This is a genomic window from Acinetobacter sp. ANC 4169, from assembly GCF_002135355.1.
GTDB lineage: Bacteria > Pseudomonadota > Gammaproteobacteria > Pseudomonadales > Moraxellaceae > Acinetobacter.
In genome coordinates this window covers 48702-74808 of sequence record NZ_NEGE01000018.1, presented here as the reverse complement: position 1 = coordinate 74808, position 26107 = coordinate 48702, and the positions used below count along the sequence as shown (strand labels likewise).

At 40.1% G+C, this 26107-nt stretch carries 25 protein-coding genes and 1 pseudogene; 11 read left to right on the top strand and 15 right to left on the bottom strand.

Features of this window, described 5'->3' with window-relative positions:
* Positions 1-117 (top strand): annotated as a pseudogene (locus tag B9T26_RS15855) (IS110 family transposase); the annotation flags it as partial.
* A 401-nt stretch (positions 118-518) separates the two neighbouring features.
* Positions 519-1730: a YeeE/YedE family protein gene (locus B9T26_RS13900; RefSeq protein WP_086200255.1), complete on the top strand. Its 1212-nt coding sequence runs from the start codon at positions 519-521 to the stop codon at positions 1728-1730.
* A 67-nt stretch (positions 1731-1797) separates the two neighbouring features.
* Here the strand turns inward: B9T26_RS13900 and B9T26_RS13895 are convergent, their stop codons facing one another.
* The 3 genes from B9T26_RS13895 to B9T26_RS13885 are packed head-to-tail and all read right to left on the bottom strand — an operon-like array spanning position 1798 to position 4411.
* On the bottom strand, positions 1798-2316 hold the full coding sequence (locus B9T26_RS13895) for a hypothetical protein (protein WP_086200254.1): 519 nt from the start codon (positions 2314-2316) through the stop codon (positions 1798-1800).
* Between the two features lie 56 nt (positions 2317-2372).
* The gene (locus B9T26_RS13890) at positions 2373-3152 is read right to left on the bottom strand and encodes a TIGR03915 family putative DNA repair protein (protein ID WP_086200253.1); all 780 of its coding nucleotides are present in this window, start codon (positions 3150-3152) and stop codon (positions 2373-2375) included.
* Positions 3152-4411 (bottom strand): putative DNA modification/repair radical SAM protein, encoded by a 1260-nt coding sequence (locus B9T26_RS13885; RefSeq protein WP_086200252.1) that lies wholly within the window; start codon positions 4409-4411, stop codon positions 3152-3154. Before B9T26_RS13885 ends, B9T26_RS13890 begins: the two co-directional genes overlap by 1 nt.
* A gap of 200 nt (positions 4412-4611) precedes the next feature.
* Here B9T26_RS13885 and B9T26_RS13880 point away from each other — a divergent pair, with 200 nt between their 5' ends.
* On the top strand, positions 4612-5661 hold the full coding sequence (locus tag B9T26_RS13880; protein ID WP_264754458.1) for an NAD(P)H-dependent flavin oxidoreductase: 1050 nt from the start codon (positions 4612-4614) through the stop codon (positions 5659-5661).
* Between the two features lie 53 nt (positions 5662-5714).
* Here the strand turns inward: B9T26_RS13880 and B9T26_RS13875 are convergent, their stop codons facing one another.
* Together B9T26_RS13875 and dusB are read right to left on the bottom strand one after the other, a co-directional pair.
* Positions 5715-6350 carry a hypothetical protein gene (locus tag B9T26_RS13875; RefSeq protein ID WP_086200250.1) on the bottom strand — a complete coding sequence of 212 codons (636 nt, stop codon included), beginning with the start codon at positions 6348-6350 and terminating at the stop codon, positions 5715-5717.
* Positions 6351-6633: 283 nt separating this feature from the next.
* The gene (gene dusB / locus B9T26_RS13870) at positions 6634-7659 is read right to left on the bottom strand and encodes a tRNA dihydrouridine synthase DusB (RefSeq protein WP_086200249.1); all 1026 of its coding nucleotides are present in this window, start codon (positions 7657-7659) and stop codon (positions 6634-6636) included.
* Positions 7660-7741: 82 nt separating this feature from the next.
* Between dusB and B9T26_RS13865 the strand changes: the two genes are divergently transcribed.
* From B9T26_RS13865 to B9T26_RS13855, 3 genes are all read left to right on the top strand, one after another.
* Positions 7742-8950: a DUF1615 family protein gene (locus tag B9T26_RS13865; protein ID WP_086200248.1), complete on the top strand. Its 1209-nt coding sequence runs from the start codon at positions 7742-7744 to the stop codon at positions 8948-8950.
* Entirely contained in the window at positions 8917-9570 is a 654-nt protein-coding gene (locus B9T26_RS13860; RefSeq protein ID WP_086200247.1) for an HAD-IB family hydrolase, read from the top strand. The genes B9T26_RS13865 and B9T26_RS13860 overlap by 34 nt, the downstream gene beginning before the upstream one ends.
* Before the next feature lie 185 nt (positions 9571-9755).
* Complete coding sequence (locus tag B9T26_RS13855; RefSeq protein WP_086200246.1) at positions 9756-9959, top strand: hypothetical protein; 204 nt, start codon at positions 9756-9758, stop codon at positions 9957-9959.
* 40 nt (positions 9960-9999) lie between these two features.
* Here B9T26_RS13855 and B9T26_RS13850 read toward each other — a convergent pair whose 3' ends face one another.
* Positions 10000-11094: a fatty acid desaturase family protein gene (locus B9T26_RS13850; protein WP_086200245.1), complete on the bottom strand. Its 1095-nt coding sequence runs from the start codon at positions 11092-11094 to the stop codon at positions 10000-10002.
* Between the two features lie 14 nt (positions 11095-11108).
* Positions 11109-12173: a ferredoxin reductase gene (locus B9T26_RS13845; protein WP_086200244.1), complete on the bottom strand. Its 1065-nt coding sequence runs from the start codon at positions 12171-12173 to the stop codon at positions 11109-11111.
* Positions 12174-12312: 139 nt separating this feature from the next.
* On the opposite strand from B9T26_RS13845, the gene fabR reads away from it, so the two are divergent.
* Entirely contained in the window at positions 12313-13008 is a 696-nt protein-coding gene (fabR, locus tag B9T26_RS13840) for an HTH-type transcriptional repressor FabR (RefSeq protein WP_086200243.1), read from the top strand.
* A 23-nt stretch (positions 13009-13031) separates the two neighbouring features.
* Here the strand turns inward: fabR and B9T26_RS13835 are convergent, their stop codons facing one another.
* Entirely contained in the window at positions 13032-13709 is a 678-nt protein-coding gene (locus B9T26_RS13835; RefSeq protein WP_086200242.1) for a response regulator transcription factor, read from the bottom strand.
* A gap of 403 nt (positions 13710-14112) precedes the next feature.
* Here B9T26_RS13835 and B9T26_RS13830 point away from each other — a divergent pair, with 403 nt between their 5' ends.
* The 4 genes from B9T26_RS13830 (at position 14113) to B9T26_RS13815 (ending at position 18530) form a co-directional block, all read left to right on the top strand.
* Complete coding sequence (locus tag B9T26_RS13830; protein ID WP_086200241.1) at positions 14113-14574, top strand: hypothetical protein; 462 nt, start codon at positions 14113-14115, stop codon at positions 14572-14574.
* 135 nt (positions 14575-14709) lie between these two features.
* A complete protein-coding gene (locus B9T26_RS13825) occupies positions 14710-15195 on the top strand; it encodes a spore coat protein U domain-containing protein (RefSeq protein WP_086200240.1) in 486 nt (161 codons plus the stop codon).
* Positions 15196-15381: 186 nt separating this feature from the next.
* Complete coding sequence (locus B9T26_RS13820; RefSeq protein ID WP_086200239.1) at positions 15382-16110, top strand: molecular chaperone; 729 nt, start codon at positions 15382-15384, stop codon at positions 16108-16110.
* Entirely contained in the window at positions 16110-18530 is a 2421-nt protein-coding gene (locus tag B9T26_RS13815; RefSeq protein ID WP_086200238.1) for a fimbria/pilus outer membrane usher protein, read from the top strand. Before B9T26_RS13820 ends, B9T26_RS13815 begins: the two co-directional genes overlap by 1 nt.
* Positions 18531-18568: 38 nt before the next feature.
* Here the strand turns inward: B9T26_RS13815 and B9T26_RS13810 are convergent, their stop codons facing one another.
* From B9T26_RS13810 to B9T26_RS13780, 7 genes are all read right to left on the bottom strand, one after another.
* Complete coding sequence (locus B9T26_RS13810) at positions 18569-19390, bottom strand: alpha/beta fold hydrolase (RefSeq protein WP_086200237.1); 822 nt, start codon at positions 19388-19390, stop codon at positions 18569-18571.
* Positions 19391-19543: 153 nt separating this feature from the next.
* Positions 19544-19810, bottom strand: coding sequence for a PAAR domain-containing protein (locus B9T26_RS13805; RefSeq protein ID WP_086200236.1), 267 nt, complete (start codon positions 19808-19810; stop codon positions 19544-19546).
* Between the two features lie 142 nt (positions 19811-19952).
* Positions 19953-22790: an RNA polymerase-associated protein RapA gene (gene rapA, locus B9T26_RS13800; RefSeq protein WP_086200235.1), complete on the bottom strand. Its 2838-nt coding sequence runs from the start codon at positions 22788-22790 to the stop codon at positions 19953-19955.
* A gap of 142 nt (positions 22791-22932) precedes the next feature.
* On the bottom strand, positions 22933-23577 hold the full coding sequence (locus B9T26_RS13795) for an RluA family pseudouridine synthase (protein WP_086200234.1): 645 nt from the start codon (positions 23575-23577) through the stop codon (positions 22933-22935).
* 141 nt (positions 23578-23718) lie between these two features.
* The gene (locus tag B9T26_RS13790) at positions 23719-24417 is read right to left on the bottom strand and encodes a phosphopantetheine-binding protein (RefSeq protein ID WP_086200233.1); all 699 of its coding nucleotides are present in this window, start codon (positions 24415-24417) and stop codon (positions 23719-23721) included.
* 135 nt (positions 24418-24552) lie between these two features.
* Entirely contained in the window at positions 24553-25305 is a 753-nt protein-coding gene (locus B9T26_RS13785) for a hypothetical protein (protein WP_086200232.1), read from the bottom strand.
* 272 nt (positions 25306-25577) lie between these two features.
* A complete protein-coding gene (locus tag B9T26_RS13780) occupies positions 25578-25994 on the bottom strand; it encodes a GlcG/HbpS family heme-binding protein (protein WP_086200231.1) in 417 nt (138 codons plus the stop codon).
* Between the last annotated feature and the right edge of the window lie 113 nt (positions 25995-26107).

Genomic DNA, 26107 nt, shown 5'->3' with positions numbered 1-26107 from the left:
AGATTATTGGCCAATGGTAAAACCAAGATGATGGCGATTGGAGCTGCGATGAGGAAGTTAGTTCATCTTTGTTATGGTGTACTCAAACACCAACGGCCTTATCAAGTAGATTATTGAGCATGAATTCTCAATAATTTGCTTGACGTTTCAGACGGTATCTCTTTCATAAATCAAAAAGTGATCATTAGAAAGTAATGAAATTAAATTGGGAAGTTCCTTCTCTTGCACCATATATGGCTCAGGGATGAGGAGTATGCTCCGCAAGAGGATGAGGGGCTTTTTCCATAGAAACCTCTCCCTCTTGCGCGTAATTACGCTCATCCTTAAAAAGGAGAGGGAATTTTCATTGCTAATAAAAATTGATTAAAAAATGATTTATGCAAGAAGTTTATTATTTTTGCAAATATATTTAATCAGATATTCTCAATTATAAATTTAATAATCTATCAGTTTAAATAATATTATGCGTGAATAATACATTAAAATATCCCGATTAATTTAGTCGTGTTTATTCTCTCATGTCTATTATTGCTGCAAAATCCAACCGATCTAATCTGTCGGTTTGGGTTGCTCTTTTTCTTTTATTGATTGGTACACTCGGCGCCTATCAAATTGTAGGACTGAATCAAGCCTTATTGTTTCTGGTTGGTGGTGCCTTGGGCATGACCTTGTATCATGCATCCTTTGGTTTTACCTCAAGCTGGCGTGTTTTTATTAAGGAACGTCGTGGTCGTGGCTTACGTGCCCAAATGATCATGCTTGGTCTTGCGGTATTACTGTTCTTCCCTGCCTTAGGTGCAGGTGAGCTGTTTGGCAATCCTGTGAAAGGCAATGTCAGTCCTGTTTCCATGTCTGTGATGATTGGTGCTTTTATCTTTGGTATCGGCATGCAATTGGGCGGCGGTTGTGCTTCGGGTACGCTTTATACCGTCGGTGGCGGTAGTGCCCGCATGATCGTGACTCTTATTTTCTTCTGCTTGGGCTCTTTAATTGCCACCACACATTTGGACTGGTGGTTTAACCTGCCACATCTTGCGCCCATTTCCATTGTTTCAAGCCTAGGCGTTATTCCTGCACTCATCATCAGCTTTATTCTGTTTGCAGCAATTGCATTCGCCACCATCTTTTTTGAGAAAAAACGTCATGGTTCACTTGAAGTAGAACCTAAAGCACAGACTCAGGGCTTAAAACGTTTCTTACGTGGTCCATGGCCGCTAATTTGGGGAGGCATCATACTCACCCTGCTCAATTTTGCAACTTTAGCTTTAGCTGGTCGTCCTTGGGGTGTGACTTCTGCACTTGCCGTGTGGGCAGCGAAATCTGCGAGTTTTATTGGCGTCGATGTGGCTTCTTGGGCGTACTGGCAACAACCGGGCAATGCCAAAGCTTTGTCTGAATCATTATGGTTCGATATTACTTCCATGATGAACTTCGGCATTATGTTGGGGGCATTACTGGCTGCCAGTCTTGCCGGTAAATTCGCGCCCAACTTCAACATTCCAAAACGCTCACTAATTGCTGCTGTTGTTGGCGGTTTACTATTAGGCTACGGTGCTCGTTTGGCGTATGGCTGTAACATCGGAGCTTACTTCAGTGGTATTGCTTCTGGTAGTTTACATGGCTGGTTATGGCTGATCTTTGCTTTCATCGGTAACAGCATTGGGGTGAAACTTCGTCCAATTTTCTTTCCCGGCGAACGCCCACAACCTGAAAAACTAAGCGGTTGTTAATTCAAAATACTGAAATTAAAAAGCCCATCTCTTGATGGGCTTTTTAATACATTGGATTTTTTAATGTTTAGTTTAAAGCTGCTTTCAAATTACAACCGAAACCCATAATTTCTTGTGCCTGACGATATGTTGTATAACGATTTAAAATAAAGTCATAAAACTGATCAGCATCTGCAAAACTTTTGCTTAAATCTTCATCCTGTGCATGCGGTAATTTTACCTGCCCAATCAACTTCGGGTTTTGATGCCCCAAATGATACATCTCGGCAAAATATTCATTCATCATTTCACAATAGGCCTGTTTCACCGGCTTTAATGAAGTACTGCTCACTGCATGCAGGTTTAAAGTTTTCAACTGATTCACATCCAGTACTGACTGATCTGAAAAAGCAATATTATTGTTTTTCTTAAAAGTCTGGTAATCACTGGAGAGTTGCTGATTTAACAAGTCAAAGCGTTGTTGCAAACTGGCCACGTCCTGAACTTTATATTGTTCAGGATTAATCTGTGTTTTATGCTGCTCTGAAGATGAACATGCGGCAAGAGCCAAGCTTGCAATTAAAGTCGCTAGAATTAACGGCTTCATTATAAATTACCTATGTGTCGCACCATACTGCAGCATAGTATGCCTGAAATATCCGGCTAAATTGACTTTTCATTCATATAACGCCAATACCGTTTCGGTACATATTGAATGTGCAATTTCATGTTTTGTCGTGCTTCAATATTGACGCTACGAAAATAATCTTTCCATAGCTGATCATAAAGCCATTCTTGCTCATCCAGTTGCACGATAAAGGACTGACTAAAACCACTGGCTAGCTTGGCATCGACTTCACTGGCATTCATTTCAATTTGATGTACCTGCTGCAAATCATAATATATGCCGTATTCGCGTTTTTCATCATAGATCAGCCAGCGTTGATCCTGATAGCGTGCCTTAAAATGCCGTTCAATTAATGGCAACACATTAAAATCAGGCCGAACCAGACTTAAAAACAAGCCATCCTGACATTTTTTAAAGCGTATAAAGGCTTCCATACGATGTTTTTCACGCCCCACCTGTTTGGTCCACTGTGCTAAAGCCAGCACATCGAGATGTCCATAATTTTCATCAACCTTATAGGTATGCTGAAAAATATACAGGCAATAATTAAATAGGTGCTGATAGGCAGTTTGATTTTCGGATAAAAAGGTATAGTAAAAATTACGCTGACTCTGACTTGAGGTTTTTTGCTTTAGCCCTTCCCAGACGCGCTGTGCCTGCTGATCATTTGAAGCCACCTGAATAAAATCGTCAAATAGTCCATTTTGCGCATGCTCATCACTAGTAACATTCACCTGAAACTCTTTAAATTGAAAGGCACGAAATACACAACTGAGTAAGCCGGTCATACTGCCGTCGAAGCAATAGGTCGGCATCAGAAACCAAAGCCTAATTGCGGGGAAAGTTGCTGAGTATATTTGGACTGTCCCGACTGTAAAATTTGATGACGAATCTGGCTCGGTAACTGGTCTTTAATAAACTTTGGCGTATCGGCACAACGGATAAAATGTTGCGCCCGGTTATAGGCCACACCGATACGTTTTAATTGATCAATATGAATTTGACCAAAGCGTCGTGCCTGGACAATTTTTTTAGCAGAACGCACGCCAATACCCGGCACACGTAAAATCATCCGGTAATCAGCACAATTTAAATCGACAGGAAATTGCTCCGGATGACGCAGTGCCCAACTCAGCTTGGGATCAACATCCAAATCCAGATTGGGATGTTTTTCATCGACAAGTTCTGTTGCATCAAAACCATAAAAACGCATTAACCAGTCACTTTGATATAACCGGTTTTCTCTCAGTAAAGGCGGTGCAGAACCAACCGCCGGTAAAGATTTTTCCTGCTCATTGATGGGAATATAACCGGAGTAATACACCCGTTTCAGTTTAAATTCCTTATAATGCCGGTCCGCCATTAAAATAATGTCTTGATCGGTTTCACTATGCGCGCCCACGACCATTTGGGTGGTTTGCCCTGCCGGAACAAATTTAGGAACGGAACGAATCAGCTTGCGTTCATCTTTAAACTGAATTAAACGGTCGCGCACAATGCCTAAATCTTTTTGCACTTCTGCATGGGTTTTTTCAGGCGCAAATTTTTGCAAGCCTGCTTCAGTCGGCATTTCTAAATTAATACTCATCCGGTCTACATATAAGCCGGCTTCAGTAATGATTTCCGGTGATGCACCGGGTATGGTTTTTAGATGAATATAGCCATTAAAATTCTCTTCCAGACGTAATTTTTTCACCACTTGCAGCATACGTTCCATGGTGTAATCTGCCGATTTAAATATTCCCGAACTTAAAAACAAGCCTTCAATATAATTACGGCGATAAAAGTTCATGGTCAAATCAACCACTTCCTGCACGGTAAATGCCGCCCGTCTTACATCATTGGAGCGCCGCGAGACACAATAAGAACAGTCAAAAATGCAGACATTGGAAAACAGAATTTTGAGTAAGGACACACAGCGCCCATCTTCGGTATAGCTGTGACAAATCCCGGAACCAGTATTGCCCAGACCTTTATCTTTATTTTTACGGTGACTACCACTTGAAGAACACGACACGTCATACTTGGCGGCATCGGCTAAAATTTGCAGTTTTTCACGGATACGTTCAGACATGCGCAGACAGCACTCGAAAATAAAAATCTATTATAAAATTTTAATTTTCAGCGAGGTGTTCACTGATCTTAAGCACGACAGAGACTGACGTGTTGTTTGTTATTTAAATAAAATAAAAGTCTTTTTATTTCGCAAGGAAATAACGAATATTATTTGCTTAATTTTCAAGGCTTGGGCAAAGTGATATAGAGGAGAAGGAGCTGAATATGACTTTATTAAAACAACTTGAGATTAAACATCCTATTTTTCTTGCCCCGATGGCAGGTGTTTCCACCCCTAAATTGGCTGCTGAAGTTTCTAATCAAGGCGGTTTAGGTTCGCTTGGTTTAGGTGCCAGTACTGTTGAAGCTGCCCGTCAGCAAATTTTAGAGACTCAAGCCCTGACTCATCACTCTTTTCAGGTAAATTTCTTTTGTCATCAAAGTTCAGAATTAGATTCCCAAGTTGCAGAACAATGGATTCAATATTTGACACCACAATTTGAGAAGTATCGTGCTGTTCCCCCAACAGAATTAAAATGTATTTATCCCAGCTTTCTCGATAACGACGACTATTTAAATCTGGTTCTAGAAACGCGTCCCCAAGCAGTCAGTTTTCACTTTGGTATTCCGCATCCTTATCAAATTCAGGCCTTAAAACAGGCTGGCATTATGACCATGGTGTCAGCGACTAATCTGGCGGAAGCCCTTGAAATTGAAGCTGCCGGAATTGATGTCATTATTGCGCAAGGCATTGAGGCTGGTGGGCATCGCGGTATTTTTAACCAAACATTTGACAGTGCCGTTAAAACCTCAGATTTGGTGCAATTGCTAAAACAGTATTGCACATTACCTATTGTTGCTGCGGGTGGCATTATGAATGGGCAACAAGCCCAGTTATTAATGAAATTGGGTGCAGCAGCCGTTCAACTTGGGACTGCTTTTGTACAATGTAAAAGTTCCAATGCAAATGCTGCTTATCGAAAAGCGCTGTTTAGCAAACCGATTACGCAAATTAGTGCAAGTATTTCTGGCCGTCCTGCACGTGGTTTAATTAATCATTGGCATACCCAAGTCGATCGGCCTGAACGACCACAAGTCGCCACTTATCCTTATTGCTATGATCTGGGTAAACAACTGAATGCCGCGGCAACAGCGCAAGGCGACGATGGATTTGGTGCATTTTGGGCGGGTAGCAATGTGGCTCAAATTCGAGAAATGGAAGCTGCTGATTTGATTAATCAACTGGTTCTGGAAATCAGTCAGGCCTAATTGTCCAAACCAGATAAACCATAAAAAAACCTCTCATTTGAGAGGTTTTTTATTCAACCGTCATCGAGTTTGTAGTATGTAGCACGCAGCCATGCATCTTTGGCAGCATATTTTGCTTCTTCCCAATCCAGACGAGACTGACCTTTGTTCGCTTCCCATTGGCGCTGCAATTCAGGTTCCACCTGTTCAAAATGTGTATCTTGATCAAACAAAGGACGGTTCCTATATCCCACCTCATAGGCACCGCGATAGTCACGCTCATAATCTAAATCACTATAAGTATTTCGGGCTTCATTGAAATAAGGCGCCGTATGGTGCTGCTCTCTCCAATACCTATCTTCTTCGGCTGGATTTAGCGCTTCCGCAAGTTCATTACCCGCTACCCCACCAATAACTCCTCCGACTAGACCGCCCACTACAGCACCTACAGGACCAGCTGCAGAACCAATTGCGGCACCTTGTGCTATAGCACCGAGTGCAGCGCCCGCTGCTACACCCCCTACTGCACCAACACTTGTTCCCACAGGATGATCGCCTGCTTCAGTCATATCAGGAACCCGATTACTTGCTACTCGATCACTTCCCGTATTGGTAGCGGGATCAGCATTCACATTTGTTCTTTGTTGTTCTGGTTGATTATTTGGATGGCTAAGATCAGATTCCGTACCGGGACGATTTGTATTGACCATTTTCTTTCTCCTTCTGTCATATCAATATATTTAAGATATGTAGATAAACAGCTTGATGAGCTTCAGAAGAATTTAGCATAGGGCAATTGGGGCTAAGGTATGTCTTATAAGTGTCCGGATTGGGTGATGAGATGTTGTCGCATGTAATTCTTTTAGTATTGTTATACAAATTACGCCAAAATTCTTGATAAAGAAAAAATCACTACTCTTTGTTTTGATGAAATTCTTTTAAATAAAGAGCAGTGACCTATCTGAAACATGCAAATAAAAAACCAATAAAAGCCTATTTGGTTTCAAGCAGGTTCACCTGCTCGACCTGTACATCACTCATAATTTCGCCCTGAGCAAGGAGCTGATTAAAATAGTCTTCCACTACATTAAACTGTGCGGCTGTACTTTCGACCTTGTACATATTTTGGCGGAATTCATTGCTTGAACGTAGGCCTTTGGTGTACCAGGCAATATGTTTACGCGAAATACGGCAACCTGAATATTCACCGTAAAAATCATACAGTTCTGATAAATGTCCTAATAGCACATCTTTTACTTCAGCAATACTTGGTGCTGCGAGCTGTTCCCCAGTTTTCAAATAATGTGCAATTTCACGAAAAATCCAGGGACGACCTTGTGCCGCACGGCCAATCATCACCGCATCTGCACCGGTATAATCCAGCACATACTTGGCTTTTTCAGGACTGTCGATATCACCATTGGCAATGACTGGAATATTCAACATTTCTTTAACTTCTTTAATTAAAGAATAACGTGCCGTATTCAAGTACATATCTTCACGGGTACGACCATGCAGCGCTAATGCGGCGATCCCCGCTTCTTCCGCACGTTTTGCCACCCGCAGGATATTTTCATGGCCATTTAAATAACCCAGTCGGGTCTTTAAAGTCACTGGTACATCTACAGCAGCAACGACGGTATCTAAAATACGCGCAACCAGATCTTCATCTTTTAAGAGTGCAGAACCCGCCAATTTATTACAGACTTTTTTGGCCGGGCAACCCATATTGATATCAACAATTTGCGCACCATTCGCCACCTGATAACGCGCCGCTTCCGCTAACTCATTCGGTTCTGAACCGGCAATCTGTGCGGATATCGGTGCCAGTTCACCATCAAAATTGGCGCGGTACAGACTTTTCTTGCTCATGCGTAAGGTCTGGTCTGAAGTCATCATTTCACTGACCGCATGCCCTGCACCAAAATATTTACATAGCGTCCGGAAGGGACGATCCGTAACACCTGCCATCGGAGCAACAATTAAATTATTTGACAGTTGATATGGACCAATATACATATAAATTCATCACTTTTTCGACTGACATAGTATACTGCATCTGCTGTATGGGCTCATCCTTTTGGAATATGTTTTCATTATTATGAAAAAAAATCTTTTTATTTCATTTCGTATTAAATCTTTGAGTATTCTTGCTTTGTCACTTAGCTTAGTAGCATGTGGCGATGGTTCTTGGTGGTCAAAAAACAATGAACCCACCCTAGAAGAAGATCAAATCAAGCGTCTTGTTCCACCACGTGTACATGATCGAAGTTCATGGGCCAAAGATATTCTCGATATTACAGATCAGCTCGGTATTCCCCAAACCAAAGAAAATATTTGCAGTATTGTGGCTGTAGTCGATCAGGAGTCTAACTTCGTTGCTGACCCGCAAGTTCCGGGCTTGGGTGAAAAAGCCGTTAAAGAAGTGCAAGATCGACTGGATGAAAAATTTAAAGATAAATTAGGCGATTCTATTGGCGGTACCGTTGCAGGTTATTTTCAGCAAGTTTTAAAAAATCAGCCCAGTCCTGAAGATAACTATTTAAGCCAAATGCGCCGGGTAAAAACTGAACGTGAATTGGATGAGTTATATCGTGAAATTTTTGCCTATATGTCCAAGCATTATCATGTCAGCGCACTTACAGGCGCAGCCAAACTTGTTGGACAAGATATTGGTGAAAAATTAAATCCGATTACCACTTTAGGTTCAATGCAGGTTCATATTGGCTATGCCAAAGAACATAAACGTCAAGGCGGCAATATTGCCGAATTACGTACCGACCTATACAGCCAATATGGCGGTTTGTATTATGGTATTCACCGTTTAATGATGTACCCTGCAGATTATAATAAAGCGATTTATCGTTTTGCAGATTATAACTCTGGCATGTATTCCAGTCGCAATGCAGCTTTTCAAAGCATGCTGAATGATTTAACGGTAGCAGAACTGGACCTGGATGGTGACTTATTGTTATACAGTAAAGATGGTTCAATCCGTTCTGCAGCCAGCCAGTCCGAACGCGAACTGATTAGTGTTTTTGCCGCCAATAATATTTTAGTGACACCACGCCAAATTCGTGCGGACTTAAAGAAAGAAAAAGAACAAGATTTTGAAGATACGGCAACTTATCGTGCGGTAGCAAAGCTTTACCAAGAGAAAACAGGCAAAGATCCCATTTATGCTATCATGCCTGAAGTGGTGATTTCTGGTCCTAAATTAAGCCGCGATTATAATACCAATTGGTTTGCAACTCGCGTCAATGGAAGATACCAATCATGTATGCAACGAGCCAAAAGAATAAAAATTTAGCTCTTTTCGACTTTGATGGAACCCTGTGCACAAAAGACAGTTTCACAGGGTTTATCTTTTACGCCTTATCCAAACGTCACATTGTCAAACAAGGCATTAAAATCCTACCTTGGATTCAGGCTTATTACCTGAATATCTATCCTGCGCATGCAATGCGTTCCAAATTGTTTCGTGCCATGTTTAGTAATGTAGATGTCGTAGAGTTACAGCACATTGCTCAGGAATATGCGACTAGCTTAATTTCTCAATTAAATCCAAGCTTGCTGAAACAACTCAAACAGCATCAAGCCTTAGGTGATGATGTCGTTCTGGTATCAGCTTCGATAGATATTTATCTCAAGCCTATCTGTGATTTATTGGATATAGATTTGATTTGTACCCAAACTGAAATAATTAATGATGTCTATACCGGACAATACATCACTCCAGATTGCAGTTCGGAACAGAAAAGACAACGTATTTTAGAAAACTATCAGTTAGATGATTATGCTGTGATTTATGCCTATGGAAATAGTCATGAAGACCAAGAAATGCTTGCAATGGCCAATCATGCCTATATGGTCGGTGTAAATAAAATCATTCCTGCACTGCCCCAAAAGATACAAAAAATTGCCATTTAAAAGCAAAGTACCCTGATCCAGTTTGTTTTTAGACCAGCCAATCAATGATGAATAATCTAATAAAAGTAAAATTAAACTAATGTTTTATTAAAATAAAATTTATATAATTAAAAAATTATATTGAGATATTATTCACATTTTTTTAAGATAGAAAAAAATTCACAATAAATCGGGGTAATCGCATAATGAACTTATTTAATCCTCCAAAGCTGGTCAAAGGCATATATATTCGTTTTGGCGAAAATCCATTTGTGTTATTGTCCTCATTCTCTTATCAGGCGAGCCGTCAAAGCTGGACACAACAGGAAATTTCGCAGGTCGTGACCAAGGCAAAAAAAGGCAACTACATGAACTTAATCAAAATACTTAAGGCACATATCCATCAATAAAAAGCCACTTCAATCGAAGTGGCTTTTTATTACATCAAGATTACTTTTTGAATGGAAAAGCATATTTAGCAATACGTTTAATCACGCTGCCATACTGTTTAAACAGGTTGGCATTGTTATAATTTAAACCGTATTTTTCACATACGGCCTGTACTTTAGGCGCCATCTTACGATAACGACGTGCCGGAATATCAGGATATAAGTGATGTTCAATTTGATGGCTTAAATGACCTGTCAAAATATGGAAGGCTTCTGAACCAGTTAAGTTAGATGAGCCACGGATCTGACGCATATACCAGTGACCACGGCTTTCATTTTCTAGCACTGATTTCGGGAACACTTCTACATCTTTAGTGAAGTGACCACAGAAAATAATACTAAAGGTCCAGATATTGCGGATGCCATTAGCAACCAGGTTACCTGTAAATACGGGTAAAGCCGCAGGGCCTGCAATGAGTGGGAAAAACACGTAATCTTTAAACAATTGTTTGCCAATTTTCTTTTGCATTGGCTGCCATTCTTTTTTGGCTTGTGCTTTGCTTTTACGACCAAACCATACTTTACCCAATTCAAGGTTCTGAATGGCTACGCCCCATTGGAACAACAAGCAAAATGGAATTGCATAAATCGGTTGTAAAAGATAGCCTGGTTTCCAGCGCTGTTCCGGAAACAGGCGCAGCAAACCATAACCAATATCATCATCCATACCTTTAATATTGGTATAGGTATGATGTTTGTAGTTATGGGTTTGACGCCAGTTATCCGCAGTACCGACAATGTCCCACTCATAACTTGGACCATGGAATTTTGGATCATTCATCCAGTCATATTGTCCATGCATGACATTATGACCGAGTTCCATATTTTCCATAATTTTGGCAAAGCCAAGTAAACCGGTGCCTAATAGCCATGCTGGCGGGAACCAGCCGGCAAATAAACAGGCACGACCAGCAATAGAAGCATAACGAATAGTCGAATAAACACGACGGATATATTTGGCATCTTTTTCGCCAATATCATCTAACACTTCTTGTTTAATTGCATCTAACTCACGTGCTAAATCATCCAGTTGAGATTGAGTGAGCTCACCATTTTTAGGATTTTTAAAATATTCTACTTTAACGGGCATATTCATGATTTTTGACTCACTTATAAATCAATCACAAGATCTGACTGAGCTGAATTGACACATATTTTTAAGACATTACCGGGTTCTGAATTCTGACTGCCATTCACCATATTCTTGGTCGAACCTTCTACTTTATTACAGACGCATTTGTTACAGATCCCCATACGGCAACCATGCGTCGGTTTGATATTTTGCTGTTCCAGGCTGGTTAAAATGGACTGTCCTTTAGGAATAGCAACCACTTTTTTCGACTTCAACAAGGTAATATTGACAAAGCCAATGTCAGAATTTTCAACAGTACTCATGCTGAAAGCTTCACTTTTGAAACTCTGTGCATGGGCAAATAACTGTTCTGCCTGTGCGACAAATCCGGAAGGGCCGCAAGCATAAACCACACTATTTTCAATATGTGTAACCAAAGTCGCATGGTCTTGGTTTAGACGCTCACCTGCATCCTCTTCTTGGGTATAAAAAACCTGAAATGAGAAATTAGGGTATTGTTCAGCCAGTTTTTCGAAAAGCGCTTTAAAGGCAAAATCGGCATATTGTTTCACCCAATACAATAGCTGGATGGGTGCGGTCATCTGGTCAGTCTTGGCTAAGGCCTTGAGTAAACTCAGCATTGGCGTAATACCACTACCTGCAGCAAGCAATACCATTGGCTGAGCCTGCGTAGGTAACAGCATATCGCCATAAGGCTGACCAAATTCAAGAATATCGCCTACTTGAGCCTGTTCAACCAACCAAGAACTGACTTTACCCTGATCGACTTTTTTCACCGTCAATAAGACATGTTGTGCATCAAGCTGAGTCAAACTGTAGCTACGTTCATAGCGAATGCCGTTGACTTCTACAAAGATCGGATGATGCTGCCCCGCTTGTCCAACCTTGAAATGACGATTGAACTGAATGGTTAAGCTCACCATATTTTGTGCAGAATTTTCTTTTTGGACAATTTTGCCCAAGGCTTGATTGATTGACCAAAGCGAATTGAATTTTTGCAACCAGAAATTGGCTGCGTGCTGATCAATAACACTTTCAGCAAGTGATCCCAAGGGAGATTTAGTTTTTTCTAACACATGCATAGTAAGCACCACGCGATTGAATTTTAATTATTATACACATGTATATATATTTGTATATATATTCTCAGTGTTTCTATTTGTTTCCCAAGCGACCCAGCAACAGCTATAATGTTTTGGTGTCTCTAATGCCTTGAAAAATATGAACCAGTCTTCAATCAAAAAAAATGTTGATGCTACAATTGATGCACATAGTCTGACTCATGAGCCTGTGATCGTCCGTACTGTCGGTCGAAAAGCCACCATTACCAAAGAAGAACTGTTTCAAGCCACACTGAATTTAATTGGACCACAAAAAAGTATTTCATCCTTAAGCCTACGTGAAGTTGCCCGTGAAGCGGGTATTGCTCCAAACAGTTTTTATCGACATTTCAGAGATATAGATGAACTTGCGATTGAGCTGATTGATCGCGCCGGAATTGTGTTACGTCAAATTTTGCATCAGGCACGCCTAAAAGCGTCTAAGCAAAACAGCATTATTCGCAGTTCAGTGGAAATTTTTATTGAACAGTTAGATGCAGATGAAGGAAATTTAAGCTTATTGCTACGTGAAGCTTATACCGGCTCTGCGTCTTATAAATTAGCGGTTGAACGTCAATTAAACTATTTCCAGCAAGAATTACAGGAAGATTTAATTCGTTTAGAACGTCTCAATAACAACAGGCTTTCTCACCCCGATATCGTAGCAAAAGCCATTACCCAGCTGGTATTTAATATGGGAGCAACGGTTATTGATATTTCCGCGGCTGAACGCAAAGAAATTGCTGAACAGACCATGATCATGATTCGTATGATTTTAGAAGGTGCCCGTCATTTGGATGAAGCACGAATTCGATAGTTCAGCACTTTAAGGCGAATAATTTAGCACAACAAACCAATTTGTTTAGCAGCGTGAATTGCTTTGGTACGGGAATTCACCGCTAATTTTTGGTAAATATTTTTTACATGCACATCTACAGTAAATTTTGAAATATTAAGTTCCACCCCTATTTCACGGTTACTTAATCCATTTGCAACACATGCCAAAATTTCTTTTTCTCGCATTGATAAATTAGTATCAACATTCTCATTTACATCAAAGCTTAGCTCTGAAGCGGAATTCATATTCTTTAGTATTTTTTTTGCTATAGCAGGATCAATAATTGCACCGCCTTTCAACATAGTCCGTATAGAAAATATTAATTCAAAATCATCTTTTTCTTTCAGAACATAACCAGTTGCCCCTACATGCAAAGCTTTATAAATAACATCGAATGTATTCCATGAAGAAAGCACCATAATAGGAACAGTGCTTGCGATTTTATCCCGAATGCTTTCAATAAAATCAATACCGCTGCCATCTGGCAAATTCAAATCAACCAGCATAAATTTCACTGAATTTGAACGGCAGATATTTTTAGCAAAATCTATTGTTTGAGAGAATAAAATATCCTGCTTTTCATAACCAAAACTTTCTAGAATTTTATAGATTCTAAGCTGATGAGCTGGGTCATCTTCTAAAACCAGCAACGGTTTTAATAAAGGAAATTCGATATTCATTTTTATACCCTTTGTTCAACTTTCAGAGTATTTACTGTTATTGTTTTTAGTGCCATCCCTAGAATTAGGGATATTGAAAATATTAAATTGAGGGATTCAACCCATTATGATTTTTATGTGATATAGGTTGCATTATAAAACTAAACCATACGCAATCTTGCAATGAATTCTTCTTCAATAGGCACACACATTAAATTTCAAATGACTCATTTCTGATTAAATACCATAAATATAGTTATAGCATTGATTAAAAATAATCCACCTAAAGCTACTTATCCATTATTTTAAAAATTATTATTTAACGTGATAGGTATAGTAATTTTCTTCAAAATACCTAAATTTAGGTATTTAACAAAAGTAAACAATCACTATATTAAAACAAAGAATTTGGGGCCGTTGTTATATGTTTAAACTTCAAAATATTGTTGGCTTTTTCAGCTTAATTGGGCTATGCAGCACTGCACTCGCTGCAGAGTGTACTATTGATAATTCCGCGCGAACAATAGAATTAAATAAAGCAGTAGGTATCATCTTTTATAATTTTAATAACTGTAAAAAAAGAATTAAATCTTCAGAATATCAATGGCTAGACACAAAGGACAATCATATTATTTTTAAGTCCTCTGCCCACCCTCAGCACCCTATTAACGTCATGCACACGAATCAAAATTTCACAATTATGGGTTGGGCCTACTTAGAACATTGGGGTACACCTGATGAGCTTAGTTATAAAATAGACTATTTAAATAATGATGTTAGAGAGGTTCAATACCAAATCATGATGGGCTACCACCTGTTGCCCGCACTTGCAGATTATCAACCTGGTGATTACGACACCTCTGTCAAACTTTCCGTAAATTACTAATTCTTGATTACCAAATTTTGTTATTTCATAAATGATATTCATTTCAAATACTTAATTTTAAGTATAGTTTCGGGCTTATATTTTTTTAAATCTAACTAAGAAAAATTTCACCATACATGAAAGGAAATTAATCGCATGAATTCACTCATAAAACTCACTAGTATTTTATTATTAAGTACAGGAGCACTTGTTACACATGCTGGTACGGACAGTATCACTGTAAAATTCAGACTTAATGTCCCGACAGCATGTGTAATTACAAACGCCGATAAAGCTCCTACCATATATTTAATGCACAATACCACGCCAGTAATGCTAAACATTGCAGTAAAATGCAATATCGACTACACCATTAAAGCATCATCTGGCACTAAGTTAGTTCCTAACGAATCTCAGCTTATTAACCCCCTATCAACAGTTAAAATTCCTTACAGTGTGACCATGACAGGCGGACCGACGCCTGTAATTGTAAATGGACCAGCTTCAGCAACAGTAGCTCCATCTACTCCTACAAAAACAGACATATACACCCTCTCTGCCAAGACCAAATCAGTACTTGCCATTGAAGAGTACATTGCTGGTAATTATGAGGATACTGTGACTGTAGAAATTACCTACTGATTTCTCATAGGCATGTATGTATCCATAGGTCCACATACATGCCACAGCGTCATTTTGTAAAACCTCCTATTTAAAGTATAGAACTTTGGCTGCCCTTAATTTTACGCTTCACGATTCACTCTTTTTTAATGAGTTTTACTGCAGTCTATTTGCAATTGAAATACCACATGGTTTTGGGGAAAACATATGTCTCACTTATCATTGATCCGTCAGTGCTTTATAAGCAGCATTGCTGGCCTGATGACGGCAACCGCTTATGCCAATGTCGCAATTTATCCAGTCAAAATGCAAATCAATGGGGACAATCGTCAGCGCACAACAACCATCAACCTACAATCTTCTGCGGATGAAACTCCCCAAAATTATGAAGTCCGTGTCTATAAATGGACACAAGACATTAACGGCAATGACGTACTGACTGATGATAACCAGCTGATTATTAGTCCCGCATCCTTTGTACTTGAACCAAACAGCAAACAAGTCATCCGTATGGGGTTTAAACAACCCATTTCTGCAATGAACTTACAAAAAGAAGAAGCTTGGCGCATTAAAATTTTACCATTGCCAGACGCCGCAAAATCAAACGGTATTAAATATGCATATGGTTTTAATGTACCGCTGTTTGCAGGCAAAAACTTTAAAGCAGATTTGTCATTTCAACTCACAAAAGATACAAATAACCAGCCTATTATTCATGCCAAAAACTTAGGTACAGGACATTTTCAGATCACTGGTTTCACCTTGCAAGATGCCAAGGGAAATAGCATTTTTACATCAAATGAAATGAGATATATTCTTGCACAGCAGCAAATAAAATTAAGTATACCTGCCTTAAAACCGCAGAAAGGACTTCAACTCATTGTACGAACCGCAAATGATCAGCAGTTAAAATTTGATATTGCGGAGCAAAAATAATGAAAAAAGGCATAAAAAAAGTCCGCAATATTGTCAAATCCCCTTCTACCCTCGTTTTAATCTGCTGCACCTTTTATGCTCAACAAAGCTTAGCTCAGACTGTTATTGAAAAACCGCTTCTGGCAGAAACTGCGCCTGATTTAAGAACAGAACTTTCTGCTGCAAATGCACCTGCGGCAGAGAACGCTATTTTAGGGCTTTGGATTAATGGTGTAGATCTGCAACAAGAAGCTTTCATTCTCAATATTAATCAGAAACGCTATATAGAGTGCAGTATTCTGCAGCAAGGCTTTGTTGATATTTCTCAATTAAGCTCATTAAATCAAAATAATATTCAATATTGTTTAATTGAAAATACAAGTTTTAGCAGTGAAATTGATATTCAGCGTCAATTGTACAAACTGAATATTCCCGCGCAATATATGCTTAAGCAGAAGCTCTCTGCAAAGCAGCGTTTTATACCCGAAATGCCTAATTTAGGCGGTTTTATTAACTACAATGTGTATTACCAAGATGGTGATTACTCCAAACAAGTGAATGCTTCAACAGACCTCAACCTTTTTTGGAAAAACATGCTGTTCAACAGCAGTCATTTGTTTCGCAAAACCTATCATGACCAGCAAGCCGACGTTCAAGACAGCAGCCGATTAAATACGTCCTTAAGTTTTGAATTCCCTGAACAAATGACGACTTTAAAACTCGGGGATAATGTCAGCAATTATACTGGGCTGAACCAATCTTTCTATTTTGGCGGGTTTAGTTTTGGCACCAATTTCAGCAGACGCCCTAATTTCACCTATTGGAATACCCCGTCCGTTCAAGGCAGCGCCTTAACACAATCGACAGTCGATTTAATGATTAATGGGTCACAAGCCTATAACGCCAAAGTGAACCCTGGCCAATACAGCATTGACAGCAATATTGGCTTTTCAGGTTTGGGCGAAGCACAAGTGATTGTCAAAGATATTTTAGGCAATACTACAGTGCAAAATATCTCAGTTTTTGTTGACCAGCGACTGCTGCGCCCCGGACTGACAGATTATAATTTTTCCGCTGGTAAATTACGCTATAACTATGCGTATGACGATAATGATTATCGTGACTGGTTTGGCAGCGGCTTTGTCCGCAGAGGTATAACATCATCAACCACTTTAGGCGCAACAGCAGACTATAGTAAAAAACTGGAAAGCGCTGGACTCATGTTGAGCCAATATCTGTATAAATTAGGCTTACTGGAGGTGAACTCAGCCTATAGCCATGCAGATGAAATCGGTTTAGAAGGCTATACCGTCAATACTGAATTTAAGCGTAATACCCCAGACTATAGTGTCGGCTTACGTTCACAGTATTATAGTTCAGAATTTCGTATGCTAGGTTTAGATGATTACAAAACCAGTTATTTGCCCAAGCAAGAAAATCAAGTTTACCTATCAAAAAATCAAATTCCATACATTGACAATCTATCATTGAGCTATGTTGAAAGAAAATATAGAGAAGGTATGGAACAGCAGAATCAGAAGCTGTTCAATTTGAGAACCAGCCGTTCGTTGACGAGCAGCCTATTCGGCAGTTTGGGCATCTCTTATGATGCTGAGTCTAATGACCGCGCCAGTGTTGATTTCATGCTGAGCTACAACTTTGATGACCGCAAACATTCAATTACACTGAATCAGCATGATGATGACGAAACCAGCGTACAGTTCAATAAATACAGTTATGAAAATACCGGTTTTGACTACAGCATTGGCGCCAGCCGCTGGCAAGATATTTACTCAGGCAATGCATCTGCAACCATGAAAACTAACGCCGGTGATTTGAATGTGCAATATCTGCAAACAGATGATCAAAAATATTACAGCGCTAATTATATGGGATCACTTGTTTGGCTCGGCAATCGCTTAGATTTGAGTAAATACATCTCGAATAGCTTTGCACTCATTCGTGTTGATGGAACTCCAAATGTTGATATTTACAGCAACGGTTCCTATATTGGCAAAACCAACAAAAAAGGTGAAATTTTCAGCTATAACTTATATGGCTATAGTGAAAACAATGTGCTTTTTGATGAGAGCCAAATCAGCATTGAAGATAGTTTTGCCCACTCTTCTCACTCTATTATGCCCATTAATCAACGTGGATATATTATTGATTTTCCAATGAGTAATACTGAAAGTTACAACCTGACTTTCAAATTTATTGATCAAAATCAACAACCCCTTGAAAGTGGAAGCATTGTCAATTTTAAAGGTATTGAACAAGGTAAATATCCAATTAACAGCAATAACCTTGTCACAATATACGGATTAACGCCAAAACCTTATACTATTGAGATTCAAACCAACAAAGGTATGTGTAGTAGCAGTTTTACGTTAAATGCTGATACTCAAGTAAATGAACCTGTAACTCTCATTTGCCAATAAATAAGTAAGGCATAAAAGGAGATTTACACCCTCTCCTTTTATGCCTGTAAATGGATAATTTTCTGCACAAACTGGGCTGTGACCTCTGGTTTCTCTAAAGGAAACATATGCCCACCATCAACTATACTAAAATCAATGCCATAAATTTTTTTCATTCCCTCAGGCAAGCCTTGCTTATAAAAAGGACTCTGCGCTGCAGTAATTAAATGCACAGGCACATTTGGCGCTTTACGCGGCGTACGCCACCACCATGCAGGTACAGTTCTAAAAATATCTGCTTCAATGGCTTTAGGAATGCTTAAAGTCACGCCTCCTCTGCTTTGATCTTCTGTAATACCATGTGCAAAATAATCATCAAAACACTCAGCATCAAATTTTTCAAACAAGCGGTTATTGCGTAATGATCGATAAGCCTCTTCCCGATTTAACCAATGGTCTTTGCGTTTCATGGTTATGCCCGCTGGGGTAATTTTATCCACGGCTTTTAACTTCAGTTTTTGCATCGCTTCAAAAATAGCCGAATTGCTGCCAATTACAAAAGGGGGATCCATGATCACCAGTTGTGTAAACAAATCAGGGCGTTTATACGCCGCCATTAACGTGAGCAAAGAACCGAATGAATGCCCCAACCCAATCACCTGCTGATGTGGAAATTGTTGTTCAATATCTGCAATCACCTGTGCAACCAGATAATCCCAAGATTTGGTTACTGGATATTTTTGATCCAGGCCAATGATCGGAATGGCTTTTAAATTAAAATCTGCTTTGAAACAATTAAAAAACTTTTGATACGTGGCCGAAGGAATCCCATTGGCATGAGTAAAATGAATCGCATTTTTTCTTACTAATTCATCTGGCATATATGCCTGCTCTTGTTTAATTTATCTGATTAACACCATCGTAGCTTAAGGAAAAATTGGGGTAGATGACATACATAAATGCATGATTCACTGACTTGCAAGTCAATTCAAGGGCTTTGAAAAACTGGACAAAACCGATTATTGGTTTTGTGATTATTTTTGTGAAACCACCAGAAACTGACTACCTAAAAAAGTTGCTCCACAAGTTGTCTTATCACCTGCAATCACCACCCCACGTCCTTTCACAATAGTAGACTGTTTTGCTGCAATGGCAGACACCACTGTTTTGCATTTCGGACAATAATGTTTCATGCCGTGTAAATGCACCGCTATACCATTAATGATAAAAGAAGGATCACATTCTGAGACTATACCGCCGTGTGAAGTTGTAGAACCGAGGGTGATTAAAGACTGAGTCATTGTTATTCTTTTAATACTTTATAATTTTTTTATTTTAGCATGAGTTGAATTTTAAGCTAGATGAGTTGTGACTCAATGCTATTTAAGTTAGGCCATAAAAAAGCACCCGAAGGTGCTTTTTATTTGAGTAAGTAAGTTGCAGTTATGGTTTAACTACCACCATCACCTGAATTGCTTCTGGTGTTACTGATAAACCATCCAGCAGGCTCAAGCCTTCTTTCTGAAATTTCTGCAAACGTGAAATTTCATCTTCACGGATGCTTGGGTTGAATTGCTTCAGGTAAGTCAGGCGATCAATTTCATATTGCCATTTGTTGCCATACACTTCTTTAGCCTGCTGCTTAAAGTTCGGCAATGCAGCTTTGGCAATATCCAAGGCTTGTGCATAACGCTGTTCAATCACTTCACGGCGTGCTTTCACCACCTGACGGCAGCTATTGCCATCCAGGTGATGCAGATAAGGCTTCAAGATTTCCGGTGCAATTTTTTCAGACAGGTCCTGACCTTTTTCACTGAGCAATACGCGAATCAGCTGTTGTGGCAAGCTTGACGGCAAGTTCAATGCTTTCGGTGCAACCACATCTACCTTGAACCAGACTTCAAGTAATACCGAACCCTGTGGCAAGGCAGCCGATTTTAATACTGCAACATTGGTACTACCAAAAGATTGGGTATTAATCATTTCCATCACACTTTCAGTGAATGGATGTTCCAGGGTCAAATATTGCGCGTCTTCACGAACTTGCGCCTGATCACGATAGAAAGTCGCCGTCATGCCTTCTTCATCTAAAGACAAACCTTGAACCTGCATCTGGTCAGTTGGCTTGATGATCACGGTACCGTTGCTTTGCTCATCGAAATCGATGTTGGTCGATGCCATGAAGCGTTTCATAAACATTGGCAAAGTGGTGTTGTCGTCATAATCTTCAAGCGCCTGCACAATTTCCTGTGCCACGATTGGACGGCATGAGTTGTATTCCAGCAAGCGGTCACGGCCTTCCTGCAACTCCGCTTCCAGCGCTTCACGCTGAACGCTAACCTCTTCCAGTAAATCTTCAAACTGCTGGCCCAAGTCTGCCAATAAACAGTCTTTTAACTTCACAATGAAGTTTTCTTGCAGGGTTTGTGCGGTTGGTGAAATATTGCTGAAAATATTTAAACCTTCGTTGTACCAGCGGAACATACGTTCCTGTGCAGTGCCCACTAAATAAGGCACATGAATCTGAATACGGTTTTCCTGACCAATACGGTCCAGACGGCCAATACGCTGTTCAAGCACATCCGGGTTCGCAGGCAAGTCGAACAGGATCAGGTCAGATGCAAACTGGAAGTTACGACCTTCTGAACCAATTTCAGAACACAACAGAATTTGTGCGCCATAAGATTCTTCAGCGAAATATGCTGCTGCCTGGTCACGCTCAAGCAGGCTCATGCCTTCATGGAACATGGCGGTACGGATACCGGCATGCAAACGTAGAACATTTTCCAGCGCTTCAACCACCGGACCACTACGTGCAATCAGTAATACTTTTTTATGCTTGAGTTCGGTACGCAGCATTTCCATGAGCCACATCACACGTGGGTCATGTTCCATCCAGGCACCATCCAGCTGTGCTTCTTCAGGCCACATTTGTTCACGCAGCTTACCGTCTTTCGACCAGTTTGCCGGTGCTGGCAAAGGTGCTGGTCGGCAGTCACGGCCCGGGAAACCCTGAATCGCTTCACGGGTATTACGGAATAAAATACGACCTGTGCCATGACGGTCTAATAATTCGTGAATAGCACGGAAACGCTGTTCCGGCTCATCCTGAATGCTATGACCTAGCAAACCTTCAATCGCTTTTAAATGCCCATCTTCCAAAGGCAGGTCCGACATCAACACTTCAGCAATTTTGGCGGTTTGATGGTACTGCTCTTCTTCGTCTAAGAAACGATCCAGTGAACTAAAGCGCTGCGGATCGAGCAGACGTAAACGGGCAAAATGGCTTTCTACACCGAGTTGTTCAGGTGTTGCAGTGAGCAGTAACACACCCGGAGTTTTTTCAGCGAGTTCTTCTACCAGATCGTAACGATCATTACCACCTTCTTCCTCAGACCACATCAAGTGATGCGCTTCATCGACCACCAGAAGGTCAAAACCGGCTTCTAAAGCCTGCTCACGCAAATCTTCGTGATCGACCATCAAGTCAACCGAAGCGATAATACGTTGCTCGGTCAGGAACGGGTTTAAATCAGGATCGTGTTCTTTGATTGAAGCGGTACGGGTCAAATCGAATAATGAAAATTCCAGATTGAAACGGCGGCGCATTTCAATCATCCACTGATATTGCAGTGAATCTGGAACTAAAATCAGGATACGTTCAGAACGCGCGGTTTTCAGTTGTTGATGGATAATCAAACCAGCTTCAATGGTTTTACCCAAGCCCACTTCATCTGCCAGTAATACACGCGGTGCAAAACGCTGACCCACTTCATGCGCAATATAAAGCTGGTGTGGAATCAGGCCAACACGTGCCCCCACCATGCCACGCAAGGGGCTGGATTTCATATTGGCTTGCATCAACAAGGCTTCAATACGCAGGTCATACCATTCTTTATAATCGACCTGACTGGCCAGCAAACGGTCAAGCGGTTTAGACAGCTGGATGGTCGCACCAATACGGGTTTCGTTGAGTGATTTACGTTCTTCGCTACCATCTTCCAGAGTACGAATCACGTTATAACGCACTACGCCATGACGGTCTTCAAAAGACTCAACCACCCATTTGGTGCCTTCCTGATCCTGCAGTTCATCTTTAATATTAAAAACGATACGTGATAAAGGTGCATTGTTACGTGCATAGACACGCGTTTCATCACTTTTTGGGAATAAGATGCTAACCGATCGTTCATCTACATCAATAAGAACCCCTAATCCGAGTTCTGTTTCTGTATCTGATAACCAACGCTGACCAATAGCAAACTGATGCAATTTTTCCACCTTTATCTAAAAATGAGGACTCTAATTTCAAACTCAAAAACTGCTTAGTATTTGAGCAAAAAAATAGGTCTTTAAGCAATATATTTTGACATAAAGCCCACTAAAAAGTGCGCAAAATCGATGAGATTAAAAAGTTTTCACCTTAAAAAGGCACAGGATAATAAAACTCTACCAACTGCTCTGTTTGCGGATGATAAAAACTTAAGTTTTCGGCATGCAAACACAGACGCGGCATTAACTGTTGCTGCTCGGCTGTGGCATATAAGGTATCACCGACAATCGGATGCCCCAGATACTGCATATGCACACGCAGCTGATGTGAACGCCCGGTAATTGGCGTGAGTTTGACACGCGTCACCGCCTGTCCCTGAATTTGAAAATGTTCAATCGCCTGCCAATGGGTTAATGCAGGCTTGTTGTGATTGAGGTCGGCAATATGTAAAGGCGGATGTTCAGGATCATAGACCACAGGTACATCAACCGTGCCTTCTCCTTCAAGATGACCTGCTACAACGGCCTGATAGGTTTTTTCGGTTTGGCGTTCCTGGAACTGGCGGGAAATGGTTTTTTGCCCCCATTTGCTCAAGCCAAACACCAGAATACCGGAGGTATCCCGATCCAGACGATGAATCAGTAATGTTTTGGGTTCTATTTCTAATAATCGGTTGATCACGCAATCTTGTAAATCTTCGGTTTTACCGGGAACAGTGAGCACGCCTGCAGGTTTATGGATCACCATAAAATCTTCATCACGATGTATCAGATGTTCGGTTAGAAAATTACTCAATGTTCAATCCCAGGCTGATCGCGAAAACAAGCCGGCAATGATAGAAAGCTTGGCACAGAATTACAATGCACAATGCCTGAATTGGCGACGGTTTTTTCGATTTTAAACAAAAATAATTTCAATAGCGCTTTATGAACCTGCCTATTGCAATATAAAGCTGGCGAGTTCATGCAGTGAATTGTGTTTTAGGACATCTTCATAAGTGATATTTGCCCCATGCGCGCGCCAAATGCCAACCAGAGTGACAATAGCCACAGAATCCAAACCGTATTGTTTCAAATCAACATAAGGATCAATTTCAAGTGCATCCATGTTTAATTGTTCCGCCACAGCCAGCATGATGCCCTTGGTTGAAAGCACATAATCGGATGGTGCACTTAAATCCCATAGCCGAGTCAAACTATAGCTATTCATGTGATGCACACCTTGTGCCGAAATGTTATCGATCCACTGAATATGCTGTTCCTGATTTGACAATAAAATAGCATCATCCACAACACAGATTTGCTCGGTGACACTTTGCAAATGCGGCAATATTTGCTTGAGCATCGGCGTGACCTGTCCGGCAAATATCAGTTGTGGATGGGTTGAGGCATATTCACCGAGTTGCTGCATACCTTGAATCAGATCATCACCGTACAGGTCAACAATGGGAATATCGAGTGCTTTGGCTTTGTTGCTGATTTGAATCAGGTTTTGCATAAGCACACTGTCTTGAATCCCCTGCATCATGCGTAGATTTTGTAAGCCTACAAGAACTAGAACAGATTGTGCTGATGCCAATTGCCATTTGGCTTGAGATGGTGCTAGTTGGATTTTTTTGGGCATAGGATAGAACATGGGATGTTTTCTACTTAGCATATTGCAAGGTTGCAATATGCTAGCTAAGAAAAGATGAAATTATAAGTTCTAATTAACTTACATTTTTTGATATGTAAGGGATTGAATTTTACATATAGCCCTTATATTAAATACTTAAGCAACGTTAGCTTTTTGCACTAATTTTGCACGTCTTTTTTCTAGAATATGGCTAGCAAAAATTTCAATTGCTGGATAGCTCTCCTCTCCTCCAGCTGCAACCCTAAAATGCTTTAAGCCTTCATGTCCATCACACGGTTTAAATAAATAAGAAAATTGATGTTCAATGATTTCTCGATCAACTATTGAATATTGCCATGCTACAAGTACTGACTCTAGGGCATTTAAATAAGTAATTACATACCATCTTAATTCTGAGGAATGCCCCTCATTTAGGCTAATAATATTATTTTCTACCTTAAATCCTTCATTAAAAAGCTGTTTTAATAGTGGTTCTAATTTTGCATTAACTAAAATAGGTGATTGGGCATGCAATTCTCTACACTGCTCGGCAGAAAAAGTTTCAACAATTCTTCGAGCTAAAGCCCCTTCCTTTTTTAAGCGTTGATCCCATTCAAAAAGAATATCTACAGTTTTCTCCCTTCTACTACGCTCATGATCTGCATCTAACCCTTTTTGTGCAATAGCTAATGCTTGCTGAGAATTAATAATATCTTTTTGGGCAATAGCTAACGCTTGTTGAGAATTAACTAAGTCTTTTTGGGCAATAGCTAATGCTTTCTGAGAATTAATGACATCTTCTTGCACAGATACCGCACTACTACGGGCATAATAAGCTTGAATTGCAATACCAATAATTCCCAATGATGTAAGAATAGTTGCAATATCCCCCCAATCTCCTAAAGACATTATTTCCCCCTATATTACTAATTTAAATATAAATTTTAGCGTATATATCTCACAAAAGTAACTTAGATTTAAGTTGAAATAGACAGTCTATTTTAAATTTTCTAAAATCACCTTAGTACACGTCATATGAAATAATATTTTATTTCAGTTAAATCAAACCATTACAATTTAATTAAAAGCCCAAGCAAATCTACTTGGGCTTTTTTAAGATTATTCATATTCCACTATTATTTTTACTTAGAATTATCTTGGAATTCAAAAACACTAGGTACCTAATTTTGTAGTGTCAAAAACTTCTCAATCGCCACCTGCGCAATCTCCGCATCCTGAAACGATTTTACACCTGATACGCCCATCGCACCGACCAACTGCCCTTCATACATAATCGGCTCACCACCTTCCAGCATCCCTGAAAATGATTCCATAGTCAGAAAACCCATTTGACCACCTTTGATCAAATCTTCAAACAGCTTAGATGGACGGCGGCTAATCGCAGAACATTTGGCTTTTTCTAAACATAAATTTGCAGTCATCGGCGAAGCACCATCCATACGCTTCATGGCAAGCAAAGTGCCTGTCTCATCAACTACGGCGATACTGACATTAAAGTTGTTCTGAATCGCGTATTGATGAGCTTCATTTAATAGAAATTCAGCATCACTTAGGGTTAAATAATGTTTGGTTTGCATTTTGATCTCAAATTAACTGAAGCTTTCCTCTCCTTTTAGGAGAGGGTTAGGGAGAGGTGTGATCTTTATTTACAACTTTGAAAACCCTCTCCTGAGCGAATATTTAAAGCATT